General features: G+C 34.7%; 19 protein-coding genes. 18 read left to right on the top strand and 1 reads right to left on the bottom strand.

Translation table 11 applies throughout. The annotated features are described in order from the left end of the window. The first annotated feature begins 482 nt into the window (after positions 1 to 482). The 12 genes from ACYVHJ_RS08030 (at position 483) to ACYVHJ_RS08085 (ending at position 9,870) form a co-directional block, all read left to right on the top strand. Entirely contained in the window at positions 483 to 1,061 is a 579-nt protein-coding gene (locus ACYVHJ_RS08030) for a virulence RhuM family protein (protein WP_460513900.1), read from the top strand. A gap of 18 nt (positions 1,062 to 1,079) precedes the next feature. Further along, a complete protein-coding gene (locus ACYVHJ_RS08035; protein WP_460513902.1) occupies positions 1,080 to 1,418 on the top strand; it encodes a type II toxin-antitoxin system death-on-curing family toxin in 339 nt (112 codons plus the stop codon). Between the two features lie 70 nt (positions 1,419 to 1,488). Continuing rightward, positions 1,489 to 1,659 carry a hypothetical protein gene (locus tag ACYVHJ_RS08040; protein ID WP_460513905.1) on the top strand — a complete coding sequence of 57 codons (171 nt, stop codon included), beginning with the start codon at positions 1,489 to 1,491 and terminating at the stop codon, positions 1,657 to 1,659. A 343-nt stretch (positions 1,660 to 2,002) separates the two neighbouring features. Further along, positions 2,003 to 2,362 carry a helix-turn-helix domain-containing protein gene (locus tag ACYVHJ_RS08045; RefSeq protein ID WP_460513907.1) on the top strand — a complete coding sequence of 120 codons (360 nt, stop codon included), beginning with the start codon at positions 2,003 to 2,005 and terminating at the stop codon, positions 2,360 to 2,362. 254 nt (positions 2,363 to 2,616) lie between these two features. Next, entirely contained in the window at positions 2,617 to 3,003 is a 387-nt protein-coding gene (locus ACYVHJ_RS08050) for a hypothetical protein (protein WP_460513909.1), read from the top strand. A 409-nt stretch (positions 3,004 to 3,412) separates the two neighbouring features. Beyond that, positions 3,413 to 3,796, top strand: a complete 384-nt coding sequence (locus tag ACYVHJ_RS08055; RefSeq protein ID WP_460513911.1) for a DUF2147 domain-containing protein — start codon at positions 3,413 to 3,415, stop codon at positions 3,794 to 3,796. Beyond that, positions 3,759 to 5,165, top strand: a complete 1,407-nt coding sequence (locus tag ACYVHJ_RS08060) for a TolC family protein (protein WP_460513913.1) — start codon at positions 3,759 to 3,761, stop codon at positions 5,163 to 5,165. Before ACYVHJ_RS08055 ends, ACYVHJ_RS08060 begins: the two co-directional genes overlap by 38 nt. A gap of 1 nt (position 5,166) precedes the next feature. Then, positions 5,167 to 6,240, top strand: coding sequence for an efflux RND transporter periplasmic adaptor subunit (locus ACYVHJ_RS08065; RefSeq protein ID WP_460513915.1), 1,074 nt, complete (start codon positions 5,167 to 5,169; stop codon positions 6,238 to 6,240). Continuing rightward, entirely contained in the window at positions 6,237 to 7,472 is a 1,236-nt protein-coding gene (locus ACYVHJ_RS08070; protein WP_460513917.1) for an ABC transporter permease, read from the top strand. Before ACYVHJ_RS08065 ends, ACYVHJ_RS08070 begins: the two co-directional genes overlap by 4 nt. 10 nt (positions 7,473 to 7,482) lie before the next feature. After that, positions 7,483 to 8,151, top strand: a complete 669-nt coding sequence (locus ACYVHJ_RS08075) for an ABC transporter ATP-binding protein (protein WP_460513919.1) — start codon at positions 7,483 to 7,485, stop codon at positions 8,149 to 8,151. Then, positions 8,148 to 9,146, top strand: a complete 999-nt coding sequence (locus ACYVHJ_RS08080) for a sensor histidine kinase (protein WP_460513921.1) — start codon at positions 8,148 to 8,150, stop codon at positions 9,144 to 9,146. The genes ACYVHJ_RS08075 and ACYVHJ_RS08080 overlap by 4 nt, the downstream gene beginning before the upstream one ends. Further along, on the top strand, positions 9,127 to 9,870 hold the full coding sequence (locus ACYVHJ_RS08085) for a LytR/AlgR family response regulator transcription factor (RefSeq protein WP_460513923.1): 744 nt from the start codon (positions 9,127 to 9,129) through the stop codon (positions 9,868 to 9,870). The genes ACYVHJ_RS08080 and ACYVHJ_RS08085 overlap by 20 nt, the downstream gene beginning before the upstream one ends. A gap of 81 nt (positions 9,871 to 9,951) precedes the next feature. Here ACYVHJ_RS08085 and ACYVHJ_RS08090 read toward each other — a convergent pair whose 3' ends face one another. Next, complete coding sequence (locus ACYVHJ_RS08090; protein ID WP_460513925.1) at positions 9,952 to 10,200, bottom strand: hypothetical protein; 249 nt, start codon at positions 10,198 to 10,200, stop codon at positions 9,952 to 9,954. A 310-nt stretch (positions 10,201 to 10,510) separates the two neighbouring features. On the opposite strand from ACYVHJ_RS08090, the gene ACYVHJ_RS08095 reads away from it, so the two are divergent. The 6 genes from ACYVHJ_RS08095 to ACYVHJ_RS08120 all read left to right on the top strand — a co-directional run bounded on the left by ACYVHJ_RS08095 (position 10,511) and on the right by ACYVHJ_RS08120 (position 17,573). Further along, positions 10,511 to 11,083, top strand: a complete 573-nt coding sequence (locus ACYVHJ_RS08095) for a Crp/Fnr family transcriptional regulator (RefSeq protein WP_460513927.1) — start codon at positions 10,511 to 10,513, stop codon at positions 11,081 to 11,083. A gap of 118 nt (positions 11,084 to 11,201) precedes the next feature. After that, positions 11,202 to 12,410, top strand: a complete 1,209-nt coding sequence (locus ACYVHJ_RS08100; protein WP_460513929.1) for an MFS transporter — start codon at positions 11,202 to 11,204, stop codon at positions 12,408 to 12,410. A gap of 102 nt (positions 12,411 to 12,512) precedes the next feature. Further along, positions 12,513 to 13,478 (top strand): LLM class oxidoreductase, encoded by a 966-nt coding sequence (locus tag ACYVHJ_RS08105; protein ID WP_460513931.1) that lies wholly within the window; start codon positions 12,513 to 12,515, stop codon positions 13,476 to 13,478. Positions 13,479 to 14,199: 721 nt separating this feature from the next. Beyond that, positions 14,200 to 15,000 (top strand): alpha/beta fold hydrolase, encoded by an 801-nt coding sequence (locus tag ACYVHJ_RS08110; protein WP_460513933.1) that lies wholly within the window; start codon positions 14,200 to 14,202, stop codon positions 14,998 to 15,000. Positions 15,001 to 15,002: 2 nt separating this feature from the next. Beyond that, positions 15,003 to 16,118, top strand: a complete 1,116-nt coding sequence (locus ACYVHJ_RS08115; protein ID WP_460513935.1) for a sensor histidine kinase — start codon at positions 15,003 to 15,005, stop codon at positions 16,116 to 16,118. 498 nt (positions 16,119 to 16,616) lie between these two features. Beyond that, positions 16,617 to 17,573, top strand: coding sequence for an IS4 family transposase (locus tag ACYVHJ_RS08120; protein WP_460513937.1), 957 nt, complete (start codon positions 16,617 to 16,619; stop codon positions 17,571 to 17,573). Positions 17,574 to 17,691: the final 118 nt, after the last annotated feature.

Here is a 17,691-nt window from a genome sequence, read left to right on the forward strand (position 1 = left end):
TTAATATTTGAATGAGGTACCTCCACTGGAATGCTTACATGGAGGTTTCCAAGATGGAATTCGAAAAAGCCCCATTACGTTTTCATATACACAAAATGAAAACCATGATTTTCTCCTCTACCTTGCATTTTAATGATGGTATATGAACATCTGACATTACTGAAAGATTTCATTATTTATTTTTCCAAAAATAAATTAAAAATTTCTACAGCTATCTCCAATCAGAATAAATTTTAGGGGAAATAACCATATGCCTGATATTTAAGCATAAAAAAAGGTGCTTATTCAACTATATGGCCTGGAAAGTAGGCAGAAACAACTAAACAATAAATCAATTTTTTCTATTTTTTACCATTTAAGGTGTAAATTCACATTACCCCAGAACAGTTCCTAAATTGCTATATTTGGATATGGCCATGCTTATTAATGTGTGAAACAAGTTGAACTGGAGAAATTTGAGTGAAATTTACCGAACAACTTTTATGGAAAACAAAATCGAAATCTACCAAGGAAGTGATGGACAGACTCAAATCGAGGTAAAGTTTGAGAAGGAAACAGTTTGGCTTGATGCGCACGCTATGGCTTCTATTTTTGATGTTCAACGACCTGCTGTAGTTAAACACATAAATAATATCTACAAGTCAAAAGAATTGGAATTAGAATCAACCTGTTCCATTTTGGAACAGGTTGCAGCAGATGGTAAAAAGCGTAAGATGAACCTCTATAATCTTGATATGATTATATCAATTGGTTATAGGGTAAATTCATCAAAGGCAACTCTTTTCCGTCAATGGGCAACCAATCGGTTAAAGGATTATCTTATCCAAGGCTATGCAATCAATGAAAATAGGCTTGCTCAGAAGCAACAGGAAGTGCAAACCCTTAAAGATGGCATTCGGATTTTAAGCCGTGCCATTGAGCAGAAAGCACAAGATCAGAACTTGGATTGGTTAAACCAGTTTGCAAAGGGACTAGAGTTGCTTGATGATTATGATCATGAAAACCTTGATAAAAAGGGATTAAGCAAAAGAAAAGCGACCTATCCTGAATTATCAGATTAATAAGAGGTAATAAAATCCATGAGATCAGATTTTGAATCTGGTGTATTTGGTAAAGAAAAAGACGGAAGCTTTGAGAGTGCAATCGCACAAATCAGTAAAGGCTTCGGAAAAGAAGACTTCTATCCTACCTTGGAAGAAAAAGCCGCTACCCTGCTTTACCTGATTGTGAAAAACCATGGATTTGTGGATGGCAATAAAAGAATTGCCGCAGCCTGCTTTCTTCTCTTTTTGCAGCAAAATAAGCTACTTCATAACAGAGACGGTAACCCGATCATCAGTAATGATGCCTTAGCCAGTTTAACTTTGTTTATTGCATCAAGCAAACCAGAGGAAATGGATACGGTGAAAAATTGGTGATTAGTGTGTTGAATAGGAACCGTACTTGATTGGGAAAGTCAATTAAAACAGAATTCTAAAACTCAAGACTATGGCACATAAGAAAAAAGGACATCTAACTGTTTCCGGTGAATGGGCCAAACATTTACGAAAGCATAAGAGAAACCTATTTTGGAAAGGTGAAAAAAAAAATGCGGGTAAAGAATTTGTACGAACTGAGCTAAAAGGACATACCCGTCATCGTGATATTAAGGCAGATTAAGTAACTAACCAATCCTTTAATAATCATCGTATATTAATAGGGAGAAAACCGTAAAAATTAAGGAGATTATTAAAATATCAATCGAAATTGTAAAGAATTGATTTAATTGACCTTATAAGATTCTATTTTGTACAACTCCTGTAAAACTTCCCCCTTAAAAACACTGAATTTAAAATAGTTAACACTTACTGTATTGGGAAGTAAGGTTAAATTTAAGTTTAAAATCACTTTAATCATATATATTTAAACATCTAATTAACAAATTTTAATGATTTTTTTTTGAGATTACTTTAACCATCCATACAGAATATGACAAAATTAAAGGCATCCAAAATATCTAAGCATGATCAAATCAAAAAAAGAATACAATGCCATTTTAGAAAGAATTGAAGAATTGCTTTCTAATCCAGATAATATAGAAAATACTGAAGCTAAGGGGTTTATTAAATTAAATATACTTTCAGATTTAGTTGCAGATTATGAAGAAGCGAATTTTCCTGTATCACCACCTACCCTTGCAGAAGCCATTAAATTAAGAATGCATGAGCGTGGCTTAAACCAAAAAGCCCTTTCTAATTTCTTAGGCATAAGCAGTTCAAGAATTAGCGAATATCTCAATGGAAAAAGTGAACCTACACTCAAAGTGGCTCGTGAGATAAGCCGAAAACTTGATATTGAAGCTTCTATCGTTTTAGGAGTTTAAACCTACAGACTCAATCAAAATTTTAAAGAATTAATTGAATTGGCCTTATGAAATTCTTTTATCTACAACTCATGTGCAACCGAACGCCTAAGTAAATACTGAAATTCAAATAGTTTACATTTACTGTATGGGGAACTAAATTAATTTTCCTTAGTTTACTTTCTTCTCTATTTCAATTGATTAACGCTTTTGTTTTGCTTAACTTCATCTTCTTTCATTGATACTAACAAATTAGTAAACTCAAATTCCCTAAAATGATGAAAACACGAATACGAATTCTAGCTTTGGCCTTATTGGCCTTCTATACGCAATCCTGTAATAGCGTAGATCAGGATGATCCTGAATTAAACGATCTTTCGCTTTCCTGCCAAACCACCGATCCGATTAAAGAACTTCAATGGCTGGCTGACCTCGATTCCCAATATGAACAATTGTGGAACACGTACCGTATTATGGTCGTAGAGTATGACAAAAAAGGCTTTATTGTATTAGACGGAACTTTGAGTTCGTCTCCTGCATCTACCATTTTCAATTGTAATGGGGAAGTTGCCTTTAACAGTACCCTTAGCAAAATTACCTACAATGATTTTATTGACAATATGAGAATAGTAGAAGTTCTAAAAACCAAAAACTGGCCATAAAAAAAAGTGATACACCATTATAATTTTTTGGCACTTTAATTATATCGACTTTATTAGCTCAAAATGTATATACCTCAAAAGACACTAAGATATCGCCTATTTTTTTAGGCATCTCACTATATATTTAGCCAAATTCAATTACTTTTTTCTTTAATAGCTCATAGCCGGCCTGTCCATACATTTTTCTTTTGATGGTTTTAAGTCTGTTGACTTGCCTTTCCACCTGTCCACTGCTAATTTTTTGGTACTACAGCTAGGTTCACAGCTTAATCATCCGAGGCAAAACCTTTGAGTTCTAACTGTTCCGAAGTTGCCTGTTCAATTCACCTCAAAATTTGTTCATTTAACCTACTTTGTAATTAATAGATCTATCTATCTAACTCACATTTGCATTGTAATTAATAGGAATATGAGGTCATTAATGATAGTTGTATTGTTTGTGTTCACAAGCACAATCGCATTTTCTCAAAACAGTATTGAAGGTACTTGGCAACCAGAAGGGAAGCAAGCAATATTTAAAATCTTCGAAAAAAATGGCAAATACTATGGCCAGTTGATTGGTTCAACTAACCCAAATGAAGATAAAAAAATCAAGAGTAAAGAAAAAATTATCCTATTAAGAAACCTAGAGAAGGAATCTGACAAAGAGTATTGCTGTGGGGTCTTTATTGCACCAGAGAACAAAACAAAGCTTTCTGCATCGTTGACCCTTGTCGATAAAAACAATATTAAACTAACACTTAAAAAAGGCTGGTTTGGTAAAACCATCGTTTGGAACAGAATTAAAATTTGATAAAGCATTAAATCCAACTTTAGTGATTATGAACTTCCGAACTGTAACATACAATAAATTTAGAGCGATGGGAATATTGGTTATCCTATTCAGTTTTTTTCCATATGCTAATGCTCAAGTAGTGTTCCACTCAATAGACGAACTTTTTGCTTATGCTGATGACAATGCAATCATTTTAAAAAGTGCTACCGCAAACGAACAATTGTTTTTGTCAAAAGTGAAGGAGAAAAAATCAGATTTTTTGCCTGATATAAGTGCTTCATTGGGATACAATGATAATATTACACTTCAGCCAAATTTAATACCAGCTCAAATTTTTAACCCATCAGCCCCGGAAGGTGAGTTTTCAGAAGTCGTATTTGGTACTAAATATCAATATAATGGAAGCTTACAAGCTAAATGGGATGTACTAAATTTTCAGAGAATATTTGCCGTTGAAGTTTCTAAAATAGAGCTTTCTAAAGCCGAGGCCACCACAGAGATAAATCGCTTTAACCTATATAATCAATTGGCTTCTACTTATTATTCTATACTGCTGACTCGAGAAAGCATAAAGGTCTATGAAGAAAATGTAGCCGTTTCAGATACTATCCTTATTAATGCTTTGAATCAATTCCAAAAAGGCACAATTAGTGAATCAGCATACAATCAGGCTTTAATTAATAGTAGGCAAACAACAAGTCAATTGAAAATGAGTCAAAATAGTTTGCAGCAATATTATGTCCAACTTCAAAGCCAGTTACATACGCAAGACACTATCCTAATAGACGATAACTTCGAACAGTTTGGTTTGATAAACTCAACAAGTTTACAAGCTCATCCACAATTGCTCTTGCAAAAAGCCAACTTATCAAGTGCCGAAGCACAATTGAAACAAATAAAAGCGCTTAGGTATCCAACCTTAAGTTTAGTGTATCAAAACAGCAGAACTTGGGCTACTGATGATTTCATTGGCTTTTCTAATGCTAACGTACTACCACAACAAATTTTCGGTGCGACTTTAAGTATGAATCTTTTTGACTTTTCGGCTGAGAGAAAAATAGAGCAATCTAAAATCAACATACAGCTTCAAAAATTGGAATTAGAAAGTTCCAAGATAGAGCTTCAAAAAGAAGATGAGTTATTACAATTGCAATTAACTCAAGGATTAACTCAGCTTAGTGATAATGAGCAAATTTTAGTGCTACAGAAAAAGAATGACCAACATTCCGAGAATTTATATCAAAGCGGATTAATAAGTTTAGATAACCGCCTTGATAAGTACAAAGAACTACTCAATGCACAAAATAATTATTTAAGTAGCTTAGCTTCTTTGACTCTTTCAAAATATAAAATACACATTCGTCAAGTTGACTTTAATTCAAAGTAAAATGAAGATACATTATACATACATACTGGCTTTTCTTTTACTCACCAGTTGTGAGGAAAAAGAATCAACTTCTCCAATTAAGAAAAATATTCAAGAAGTAGTTTTTGCAAGCGGAACAATGGAAATGGAAGACGAGTATATGGTCTCTGCTCTTACAGACGGTCTTATTACATCACTAGAGATCAATGAAGGTGATATTATAAAACAAAATCAAGTGATTGCTATTCTAGATAACGAAGTTCAAAGCAATCAAGCCAAAGATGCACAAATCATTTTTAATGATTCTCGCTTAAATGCTTCTCCACAGTCTTCACAACTTCAAAATTTGAAATCACAAATTAATCAAGCGAAAGAGCAATTGGCGTTTGACAAAAACAACTATCTCGTTTACAAAGAATTGTGGGACAAAAAATCCGTTTCTAAGTTGGATTTCGAAAAAATGAAATTACAGTACGAGGCTTCTCAAAACAACTTGTCAGGGCTTGAAGAGAATTATAATGACTTGCAAAAGTCTTTAAACCTTGCGGTACAAAGAAATCAAGTACAACTCAATACACAAAAGGCACTTTTAAATGACTATATATTGAAGTCTACCTCCCCTGGGCAAGTAATGAATGTTTACAAAAAATCTGGTGAACTGGTGAGAAAAGGTGAGGCTATAGCGAAAATAGGACAAGGTGATTTTATTATAAAACTCTTTGTGTCTGAAGAAGATATTACTAAAATTCAATTAAACCAAACCGTCATTGTGAGTATAAATACCTACCTCGATAGGACTTTTGAAGGAAAAGTGTCAAAAATTCACCCAAGCTTTAATGAAGCTGAACAGTCGTATATAATCGAAGCCAAATTTGATGAACTTCCAGAGAAATTATTTTCAGGTACTCAATTACAAGCCAATATTCAAACAGGTAAAAAAAATGATGTTTTATTGATACCTACCCCTTACTTGAAAAACAATAAAGTGCATCTTGAGAATGGTGATGTGGTAGATGTTGAGGTTGGATTTAGTGATAGTAAATGGACAGAAATAAAGTCTGGCATTTCTGAAAATGATATAATTATAAAGCAATGACCACAAATCAAAAAATAGTCAAAGTTTTTCTAACCGCTCGTGTTAAGCAGCTGGTAGCGGCTGTTCTTAGTGTAATGTTTGGCATCTCTATGTATGTCTTTATGAACAGCTTTATGGATGGTGTCAACACCTTTCAAACTGACATAACATTTTCCGCTATGTCACATATTAAAATCTACAATGAACTCAAAGGTGATCCAAGAGCAATTATTACAAGTAATAAAGCGGATGAGTTAGTATTAGTTAGCAATGCCAAAAATATTAGGTACACGGAAGGAATTAAGAATATTGACGAAATTAAAGAGGGTCTAAAAGATTTAAGTCAGATTACTGGCATTGCGGCTCAACTCAATCAAAATGTATTCATTAGGAATGGTGTTTCAAAGATTAGTGCTAATTTATCTGGTATAGAGACTCAAGAAGAAAATAAAGTTTTTGGGACTGCAGAAAATATAGTTCAAGGCAACTTGTATGAGTTGGATAAACGCAATGATGGTGTTGTTCTTGGCACCGGATTAGCTGAAATCATTGGTGTAAATCTGAATGATAATATCACCATTCAAACTTCGGATGGAGTTTCCAAAGTTTTTAAAGTAGTAGGAACAATAGAAACAGGAGCTGCTAGTTTAGACAGGTCACGTGCTTTGGTCAATATTGATGTTGCTCGTCAGCTTTTAAACAAAAACAAAAGTTACGCTACCGATCTAATGATCGATGTAGATGAATATAAAAATGCAATTGGCATAGCCCAAAATATTCAGCCTCTTACTCAATACAAAGTAGAACCCTGGCAGGAGGGCAATGCCCAAATGGACTCGGGAGAACTGCTTCGGAATATTATTGCAATAGCCACTTCCCTAACTATTCTCATTGTTGCAGGGTTTGGTATTTATAATATTATGACGATGACCGTAAACGAAAAAATCAAGGAAATTGCCATCTTAAATGCAATGGGTTTTAACAGTAAAGACATCATAGAGATTTTTCTTTTACAGTCGATTTTTATTGGCTTCTTGGGAGGTGTAGCTGGTTTAGTTTTTGGAAATATTATTTCAAGAATTATTGATAATACTCCCTTCCAACTTGGACTTTTGGACTCACTTCCAATGAATTATAATCCTAAAGATTATGCTTTGGCATTTTTATTCGGACTTATCATCACTTTTATTGCAGGCTACTTACCTGCTTTAAAAGCCTCAAAATTAGATCCTGTAGATACACTAAGAGGTTAAACACAAAATAATGAAAGCATTACAAGTTCAAAATACTAACAAATATTTTTATACCCCAACAGAATTTCACGTTTTAAAGGATATTTCTTTTGAAGTCGATAAGGGTGAGTTTGTTGCCATTATGGGAAAATCAGGTTCTGGTAAATCTACTTTATTATATTTACTTTCTACTATGGATACCAATTATAATGGTAATATAGTTATAAACGGAACACAAATTACAGGTCAAAGCAAAAAGGATTTAGCCCGTTTTCGAAATGAGCATATAGGCTTTGTTTTTCAGTTTCATTATCTTTTGACAGATTTCACGGTATTGGATAATATTATGTTACCAGCACTTAAATTGAACAAAAAAAGTAAAAAAGAAATTGAAAATGAGGCTATGGAGTTAATAGAGTTAATGGACATAAAAGGACAAGAATATAAGAAGGCTTCAAAAATTTCTGGTGGTCAACAGCAACGTGTTGCCATAGCAAGAGCATTAATAAACTCCCCCGCAATAATAATGGGAGATGAACCTACAGGGAACTTGGATAGTAAAAATGCCCAAAATATTTTTGAGCTTTTTAAAAGATTTTCAAAAGAGCGAGGCCAAACGGTTATAGCCGTTACCCACGATGATGATTTTGCTTCTAATTGCGATAGAGTTATTGTATTAGGTGATGGTAGGATACTATGAAACCGAGAATTTATACTATACTGCCCATAGTATTAGCTATTGCCCTTCCAGGTATTGGTTTTTTCTTATCCGAAAATAATGCAATAGATGATACACCTCTTGCCATTAAATGGTCATATACATCAATTATCCTTTTATTATTGTGGCAAATATTGAATGTATCTTGGCGATTTAAGCCATCCATTAAGCAATTTTTCTTCTTATTTATAACTATACCGGTATTTATTTTCATTATACCGCTAATAACATACTATATTGGATTCAAAGAAAATTTTGGATTGGAAGCACAAGAATTGATAAGAATGATATTTCTAATATTAATATTCTTAATTATTCAGTACGGCCGTGAGTCACAACTAAAAATAAAAGAATTAGAGCTTGAAAAAGAACAGTTAGCCAAAGAGGGGTACAAAGCCCAATTAAAAAGCCTTCGCAAGCAAATTGACCCTCATTTCCTATTCAATAGCCTAAACACCTTACGTTCTATGGTGAGACAAAACCATAATAAATCAGAAGAATTCATTTTAAACTTATCAGATTTTTATAGGAGTACATTGAAGTATTCTGAAGAAACTACTTTGGCAATATCAGAAGAACTAGATCTTTTAAATTCATATCTACAGCTTATGAAAAGTAGAAATGAAGAAGCAGTTGATTTTGAAATTTCGTCTATCGAGAAACCCTATTCCCATTTTATTCTTCCATCCTTTGCACTACAGAATATTGTCGAAAACTGCTTTAAACACAATAGTATGTCTTCAAAAAAACCATTACATATTCAAATTATTAGCACTACGGATGGTTATATTGAAGTAAGAAATACTATACAAGAAAAGATAACTCAAGAACCCACTACTGGTATGGGATTAAAGTTACTAGAAAGAAGGTATAAGTTACATGGTATTGACAAAGGCGTGATTGCCTCCAATCAAAATGGCATTTTCAAAGTAAAACTAAAACTAATAAACCCTGAAAATGAACGTATTAATAGTTGAAGATGAGTTGCATACCGCCAAGTTATTAAAAGAAATAATCGAAGAAGACGATAATTTTCTTGTGGTAGACATCGTAGAAAGTATTGTAGATGCCGTTGCTTTTTTAGTGAAATATCAAAATAGTATAGATTTATTGTTTTTTGACATTCATTTGGCAGATGGATTAAGTTTTGAGATTTTTAATCACGTGGACATATATACCCCAATTATATTCTGTACAGCCTATGATGACTATGCTCTCAAAGCGATAAAAAATAACGGTATAGACTACATTCTCAAACCTTTCAGAAACAATGAAATCCATAAATCATTGATAAAGTACCAAACATTAGTCTCTAAATTAAATCCCAAAACACCTATTACATTTAGTCAAGAGAAGACGAACTACCAGCAACATTTTTTATGTCAATTTCAAGAGCGTACTATTATCATCAAAATAGCTGATATAGCCTATTTCAGTATAACAAATGAAATAACATATCTTCATACTTTTGAAAACAAAAAACACACTATTTACAAGAAATTAGAACATATTGAAGCGGTAACCAATCCAGAGCATTTTTTTAGAATAAATCGTCAAATGCTTGTCAATAGAAAGACAATTCAATCATATGAACCTTACTTTAACCGTAAAATAGCACTTCATCTTTCAGTAAAAACAGAAGAGAAGCCAATTGTAAGCAGATTGAAAGTTTCGGAGTTTAAGCAGTGGTTGGAACAATAGCAAGTATATTGAGTGATCTATCAATATTATACCTTTCAGCCACCCTAAACAGGAAAGGAATTTGGCTTTATTAAAGAAAAATCAGCCTATAAAGTAAAAATCAATCAAGAGGACAATTGGAAGTTTGTAGACCATTATTACACAAAGTCGCCATTCTGTGGGCCTTCTATTGGTAGTGATACTAAAACAGGTTTTTTTCCATAAGCCGTAATCAGACATAGCTTTACTGATCATCTCTTTGAACTTCAAAATGTTTATAACCTCTTCCATGGTCTTAAAGTAGGTTTTGTAGTCCTTTTTCACTGCATCAGCCCCGATACCTGCCACCAATAAACCACTGACGATTAATTAAAGTTATTTTTTGTATGGGTAAATAAATCAAGTTTTCTTAGTTTCTTTCTGCCCAATTTTTTTTTACTAATTATGTATTTCCAGGTAATCCAAATGCTGCAAATACATAATTAATGCTTGGAGAATTTCCTGAGATCCACCCAATTTAACTATGGCCTTAAATAATGGTTTTTAAGTAGCAAATACCTTAGATTTGATTTGCTTGGTTGCTTCACAGGCATTGACATTTTCATGAAAAACCTTCAATCTTAAGGCTCCTTCCTTTAAGATTTTTGTATAATTTTACGCAATGCAAGACAAGTACTCCCTTTTAAGGCAACATATTGAAGAAATTGTCTCGATAACTGATGAGGAATGGCATTTTGTCAAATCTCATTTTGAATTTAAAAGCTATAAAAAGTATCAGTTTTTGATTCAAGCAGGACAGGCGGTAGATTTTGAGTATTGGATTATAAAAGGTTTGGTAAAAGCATATTCCATAGACGATAAAGGCAAAGAGCATATTCTTCAATTTGCCATGGAAAACTATTGGGTAAGTGATCATTGCGCTTTTCAGCATCAAGAACCAGGGACTATTTTTGTAGATTGCCTAGAAGACTCAGCGTTTTTCTGTTTGTCTTTAGAGAACAGGGAAAAGATTTGCTTTGAGGTCTCCGCCATGGCCAATTTTTTCAGGATTAAATCAAACCATGGTTATATTAACTTGCAACAAAGGATCCTTTCTTTGCTTACCATGACTGCAGAAAGCAGGTATGCCCAACTATTAAATAAACTACCCCAATTGGTTCAACGGGTTCCAAAAAAATTAATCGCTGCTTATTTGGGCGTTTCTCGAGAAACTTTAAGTCGCTTTAATAATTAAGCGTAAATCCTATCCCTAATTTAAATTGATCTACATCACATTAAATGGGTGATGTATGTCCTCGCACACCCCTTGGTTTCCATAGAATTTTGTATCGAACAATTAAATACAATGTACTATGAAAACTATAACAATACATCAAGGGGAATCAATAGCAAAAAAGAAGAGTCTACCAGCAGCATTATGGGCATTGACTATATGTGCATTTGCCATAGGAACAACGGAATTTGTAATTGTAGGTTTATTGTCTACCGTTGCAAGTGACCTAGGCACATCATTAACATCAGCAGGATTATTAGTAAGTCTGTACGCCATTGGTGTAGCTATAGGCGCACCGCTATTAACCGCATTAACAGGTAAAATTCCAAGAAAACAATTATTAATGGGCATTATGCTCCTATTTATAATTGGTAACGGTTTAGCAGCCATTTCACCAAGTTTTGAATTGTTGCTTTTATCAAGAGTGGTTACTGGTTTTGCCCACGGCGTATTTTTCTCCATCGGTTCCACCATTGCAGCTAGCTTGGTGCCAAAAGACAAAAGGGCTACGGCTATTTCTATAATGTTTGCAGGTCTTACGGTGGCTATTGTAACCGGTGTGCCTTTAGGAATATACATCGGTCAGAATTTTGGCTGGAGAGCTACTTTTATAGGTGTTGCCCTTTTAGGATTAGTAGGTGCAGTAGCTAGTTTAGCTTTGGTTCCTAAAAACATCAAACAATCGGCTCCATTACGACTTATAGACCAATTAAAAGTAATTAAAAATCCGTCTATTTTATTGGTGTTGGCCATTACCGCCTTTGGATACGGCGGTACCTTTGTCACCTTTACCTACTTAACACCTTTGTTGGAAGAAGTAACCGGTTTCTCTTCAAACATGACTAGTGTATTCCTTTTAATTTATGGTATTGCCATCGCGATTGGGAATATCATAGGTGGTAAAGTCTCTAACAACAAACCAGGAAAAGCCTTATTGGTAATGTTTGCTTTACAAGCCATAGTGTTGTTTGTGTTATACTTCACCGCTTCTAGTCAAATTTTTGCTATAGTAACCCTTTTTTTTATGGGAATATTAGCGTTTTCAAACGTGCCTGCATTGCAATTATATGTAGTAAAAATGGCGGAAAAGTACTTGCCCGGAACCGAAGACGTAGCATCTGCATTAAACATTGCTGCTTTTAACGTCGGTATTGCTATAGGTGCTTATGTAGGCGGAATAATTGTAGAATCGATCCTAGGTATTGAAGCTACTCCTTGGGTAGGTGGTATTCTAGTAATCGTAGGGTTCTTATTGACTCTCGTCCTATATAAAAAAGAAAAAATATAGTTGATAAAGCGAACATACACTGCAGAAAGTATCTGGAATACTTAAACACATTATTCATCAGGCGTCTTATCGGATGCCTGATGAATTTAATTAAAACACACTATGAATTCATTTGATAAACTATACAAACCAGGTAAAATGACACTTGGAATAGAGTTTCCTTTAGACAATGATTGGTCAACCGAAGGAAATCGCAAACGTTTAGAAGACAACAGACCTTTTGGCGTACCTGATATTTCTAACCATTTAGCATTGGCAAAACAAATTGACGAAGCAGGGTTCGCAGCCTTATGGATGCGTGATGTTCCTGTGTACGACACCAATTTTGGTGATGGTGCACAGTTGTTTGACACCTTACCGTACTTTGGTTATTTAGCTGCTGCTACCAAAAACATTTTGTTGGGTACGGCTGCCATAGTATTGCCATTACAACAACCTATAAAATTAGCAAAAGCCGCTGCCACCATCGAAAATTTAAGTGATGGCAGACTTTTGTTAGGCTTAGGTTTGGGCGATAGACCTGTGGAGTTCCTAATGTATGGTATCAATTACCAAGAGCGACCAAAGTTGTTTAAAGCACATCTGAAAATAATGCAAGAAGCTTGGAAAACGGAAAGTGATTTATCCCAATTTTATCCGTTTTTAAACCAAGATGTAGCTGTTTACCCTAAACCAAAAAACAAAATTCCTTTGGTAATAGCAGGGTATTCGGGACAAAGTATGGAGTGGATTGCCAAAAATGCGAATGGTTGGTTTAATTATCCCAAGACACCTGAAGAAACCTATCTAAATCAAAAGAAATGGTGCGAAGCTTTGTATGATGCCGATCAAGCTTGCAAGCCATACATTTCGGCATTCCACTTAAACCTATTAAAAGATGACAATGCTGAATTTAGACCACATCGATTTGGTGGTGGGGTTGGTGTGAATCATTTAACGGAGTTGCTTAAAACCTACGAAGAAATCGGCGTGAATCATATGGCACTGCACTTGCGCAAATCAGAAACTCCGGTAAGTGAGTCAATTGCTAAAATAGAGGAAAAGGTTTTGCCTTATTTTGGCATTTGATTAAAAAGCTTGCCTAGAATTTTTCTTTAGTTTAATGTATTCAAGTAAATATTTTCAATTTAAGTATTCAAATTAATAACACATTGTATATTGAAGAGACCCAAAAAAAAACATCAAATTTACTTTATATAAAATTATTTATAATACTTATTTTCAATGATTTATGTTAATTTTTATAATGTTTAAGTACATTATAAAAACCATTATTACTTAGGTAAAAGCGATTACTCCATGGCTTTCGTTTTCTTGTTGAAGTCTTGCCTATTTCCCACTGCCTAAGTCCGGACAATTATTAAGTTGATCATTAAAAGCTACTTCTATGAGGTAGATACTCCCTTATCTTTCTTGCTTTATTTACACCCAAATTTATCTCAGCCTTCAAGCATTTAGTTGTAGGTTTCAGGTTGTTTACTATAGGGGCAAAATGCCCTTTTTTAGGCGGACATTAGTAAGGCAACAAATTCCTTAAGCACTAAATCCAAGGACAATTTGAACATGCTTTTATAGGAACAGTAAATAATAATAGAATTTATTTAAGGTACTTAAATAACCATTAATGCTGTATAGATGGTGATTTTCAAGAAGGTAGCTAAATTACTAATTTCTGAGGACAATCAATACCTTAGACTTGTCCGTTCTCTTTGATAAAACTTGAAAGATTTATTTTATCAAAATAGGCCTAAATTGCTAAAATAGCCCGATTTTTGTTACAAAATGGCAGATGGAAAAAGCCATAATAAATAAGAACAATGTAAAACGGATAGGTAAAGGAAATCAAGCCATCCTTTTTGCTCACGGATATGGTTGCGACCAGAATATGTGGCGATTTATAACTCCGGCATTTGAAGAAGATTATGACATTGTACTTTTTGACCATGTAGGATCCGGTAATTCCGATGAAAGTCATTATGATTATCAAAAATACAATTCTCTCAATGGTTATGCCGAAGATGTCATTTCATTGATTGAAAACCTGGAGCTTGAAAAGGTGATTTTTGTAGGCCATTCTGTAAGTAGCATTATCGGTTTATTGGCAGCAACTCAACGTCCTGATTTATTCAAATCCATGATAATGATCGGACCTTCACCTTGTTATATTAATGATGAAGAGTACTTTGGAGGATTTTCAAAAAGTGACATTGATGAGCTTTTCGAAACACTCGAAAGCAACTATCTTGGCTGGTCGAGTTTTATTACGCCAATAATTGTAGGAAACCCTGATAAACCTGAATTTTCAAAGGAACTGCACAATAGTTTTTGTAACATGAATCCGGATATTGCCAAACATTTTGCTAAGGTAACTTTTTTAGGAGATAATCGTTTAGACCTTAACAAGATGAGCATTCCCGGGTTGGTTATTCAATGTCACCCAGATAACATATCACCCGTGAAGGTTGGGAAGTATGTATATAATAACTTACAAAATGGCGAATATATGCTGCTTGAAGCCTCCGGCCACTGCCCCCACCTTACGGCACCTGAAAAAACGATAGCGGCTATAAAATCATATCTTAAGTCTTAATATTGGAACAGCGGAATTATACAGAGCATACGGAAGACCTTTATCAAAACGCACCTTTCGGCTATTTAACCATTTTGGTAACTGGTGAAATTATCAATATAAATAACACCTTACTCAATTGGTTGGATTTCGAGCGGGATGAGACTTTAAAAAATATCATTTTTCAGGATTTATTAGGGGTAGGTGAAAAAATTTTCTTTGAATCACGAGTAATGCCTTTATTGCAAATGCAGGGAGAGGTTTCCGAAATCAATCTTGAATTAAAAGGAAAAGGAACAGTACGCTTTCCTGCACTAATCAATTTCAAAAAGATTCAAAGAGACCCAACCGATGCTCTGGTTTACAGAATTTCAGTACTTGACATTACACAGCGGAAAAATTTTGAAAAGGAATTAATTAAAGCAAGAAAAGAAGCGGAAGAAAATGCCAACCGACTGAAACAGATCAATGTAGACCTGGAAAGGTTTGCTTATATTGCTTCTCACGACCTGAAAGCTCCTTTAAATACAATTGAAAGTATTGTTGCCTTAATAAAAGACGAAAATTTAGTGGAGCCGAATGGGGATAGGGATGAGTTATTTTCTTTAATTACGGTGAATACCAACCGCATGAAAATGATGATCAATGATTTGCTGGAATATTCAAGCATAGAGGATAATTCAAGCAAATTTGAACCAATTCATCTGAATGAAATTTGCTTGGAAGCTCTTGGAACTTTGGATGAAGCGGTACGCAAAAATCAGGCAATATTCAACATTCCGGAACTTCCTGAGGTAGCGGGAATTAAAATTCAGTTGGAACGGCTATTCCAGAATTTATTTTCCAATGCGATAAAATACCGATCAGAAGCAGACCCAATTGTAACCGTTTCTTGGGAAAAAACGGATACTTATTACACCTTCAGAATTAAAGACAATGGTATAGGCTTTGAGCAAAAAGAACAAAATAAAATTTTCGGTTTTATGGAGCGGCTGAATACATCTAAGACCATATCGGGTACAGGCATAGGTCTTTCCTCTTGTAAAAGAATTGTAGAAGTACATGGCGGCACCATTGGTGTCACCTCAGCACCGGGAAAAGGAAGCACCTTTTATTTTACCCTTCCAATTAAAAGGTAAGCAATGATCATTTTTTTTTATAAAATAGCTTTCTACGCTTAACAATTTGAAAAACAATACCTGAGAAGAATTAGAGCTAGACTGGATCTTTGTAACCAAGCATTATTTTTTTGGCCAAGAAACGAGAAACCCATCAACTTTTGAAGTATTTCTTTTTGCTGACCACTTCAATAGCTAGGGAGAAATCAAAATTGAAGGTTAACAACAAGTAATTGGAAACTATTTAAATTTGAGATTTTTTTCCACTGTATTATAATATCTACTTTACGCTCACCTCTGATACTTATTAACCCGGATTATCAATGTCGTTTAGTTAAGAAATTTTTATTATTTTTAGGAAAGAAAAGGGAGCATAGTTTTTTTGAAAATAATCTAACAACAATCAAGTCCTTTTCCTTTTCGAAGGACTTTTTAAAACTATTAAAAAACAATATAGAAAATGGATTAACACGCGATAGGTTCCGTACGACTGACACAGCATTTGTTCGCCAGCGGTGTTTGGGTTTTACAGATCTTATCTACTTCATGTTGGGCCTGGGTAAATCGAGTGTTCAGCAAGAACTTGATAATTTTTTTTCCGACAAATCGGTCAGCTATTCCAAAGGAGCATTCAGTCAGCAACGATCCAAACTAAATCCCAAGGTGTTTACATGGCTCAATGAACAACAATGTTCTTTTTATTATAATAAAGCCAGCCATATCCGTAAATGGAAAGGTTTTCGGCTTATAGGTATCGACGGCAGTACTTTGCAGCTTCCTTACAGCAAAGAATTGGCAAAAGGTTTTGGCCATTTCGAAACCCGGACTGAAAACGGGAGAAAAGTAGTGTTGGCCCGTGTTTCCCAAGCCTACGATGTACTCAATCAAATCAGTATAGATGCCAAGATCAAACATTACAGGACAGGTGAACTTGCTCTGTGTGAAAGTCATCTTCCCTGTCTAGGGCAGGGCGACCTGCTTATAATGGATAGGGCTTATGCGGCCTTTTGGCTCATGTCCTCATTGGTTCAGCAACAGAAATCCTTTGTCATCAGGGTAAAGGCAAACAGATGGAAACATGCAAAGGCATTTTTAGCATCTACCCAAAAACAGCAGGTCATAGAGTTTTCCCCTTCCAAAGAGGCCTTAAACAGGTGTAGGGAAAGGAATATTCCTACTGAGGCACTCAAGTTAAGGCTGGTACGGGTACCGATTGCATCAGGAGAAGACCATATATTGATAACCAACCTAGTTGACCATAAGAAGTACCCTGTCAAGGAAATACGTGAGCTTTACAGGAAAAGATGGCCTGTTGAAGAGTCTTTCAAGCTACTCAAAACCAGGGCTGAACTTGAAAACCTGAGCGGAAAGACGGCCAGGGCCGTTCTCCAGGATTTTAATAGAATCATTCTCAGGGCCAACTTGAGCAACATCCTCAGTAAAACACTAACCAAAAAAGGGGATCGACTACTGTAATAAAAAACGGAAAAACACTTATCAGATCAACAGAACCCAGGCGTATCGTAAAACCAAATCTATAATTGATCAACTCAAACAAGGAATGGACAAAATCATTGGAAAAATATCTGATTAT

It is taken from the genome of Cyclobacterium sediminis (genome assembly GCF_054781075.1).

Bases quoted from the DNA above. Each gene is read 5' to 3' on its own strand.
- ACYVHJ_RS08105 (WP_460513931.1), top strand. From the start codon at position 12,513: ATGAATTCATTTGATAAACTATACAAACCAGGTAAAATGACACTTGGA.
- ACYVHJ_RS08045 (WP_460513907.1), top strand. From the start codon at position 2,003: ATGATCAAATCAAAAAAAGAATACAATGCCATTTTAGAAAGAATTGAA.
- ACYVHJ_RS08100 (WP_460513929.1), top strand. From the start codon at position 11,202: ATGAAAACTATAACAATACATCAAGGGGAATCAATAGCAAAAAAGAAG.
- ACYVHJ_RS08085 (WP_460513923.1), top strand. From the start codon at position 9,127: ATGAACGTATTAATAGTTGAAGATGAGTTGCATACCGCCAAGTTATTA.
- ACYVHJ_RS08035 (WP_460513902.1), top strand. From the start codon at position 1,080: ATGAGATCAGATTTTGAATCTGGTGTATTTGGTAAAGAAAAAGACGGA.
- ACYVHJ_RS08095 (WP_460513927.1), top strand. From the start codon at position 10,511: ATGCAAGACAAGTACTCCCTTTTAAGGCAACATATTGAAGAAATTGTC.
- ACYVHJ_RS08075 (WP_460513919.1), top strand. From the start codon at position 7,483: ATGAAAGCATTACAAGTTCAAAATACTAACAAATATTTTTATACCCCA.
- ACYVHJ_RS08110 (WP_460513933.1), top strand. From the start codon at position 14,200: ATGGAAAAAGCCATAATAAATAAGAACAATGTAAAACGGATAGGTAAA.
- ACYVHJ_RS08050 (WP_460513909.1), top strand. From the start codon at position 2,617: ATGATGAAAACACGAATACGAATTCTAGCTTTGGCCTTATTGGCCTTC.
- ACYVHJ_RS08080 (WP_460513921.1), top strand. From the start codon at position 8,148: ATGAAACCGAGAATTTATACTATACTGCCCATAGTATTAGCTATTGCC.
- ACYVHJ_RS08040 (WP_460513905.1), top strand. From the start codon at position 1,489: ATGGCACATAAGAAAAAAGGACATCTAACTGTTTCCGGTGAATGGGCC.
- ACYVHJ_RS08055 (WP_460513911.1), top strand. From the start codon at position 3,413: ATGAGGTCATTAATGATAGTTGTATTGTTTGTGTTCACAAGCACAATC.
- ACYVHJ_RS08070 (WP_460513917.1), top strand. From the start codon at position 6,237: ATGACCACAAATCAAAAAATAGTCAAAGTTTTTCTAACCGCTCGTGTT.
- ACYVHJ_RS08065 (WP_460513915.1), top strand. From the start codon at position 5,167: ATGAAGATACATTATACATACATACTGGCTTTTCTTTTACTCACCAGT.
- ACYVHJ_RS08030 (WP_460513900.1), top strand. From the start codon at position 483: ATGGAAAACAAAATCGAAATCTACCAAGGAAGTGATGGACAGACTCAA.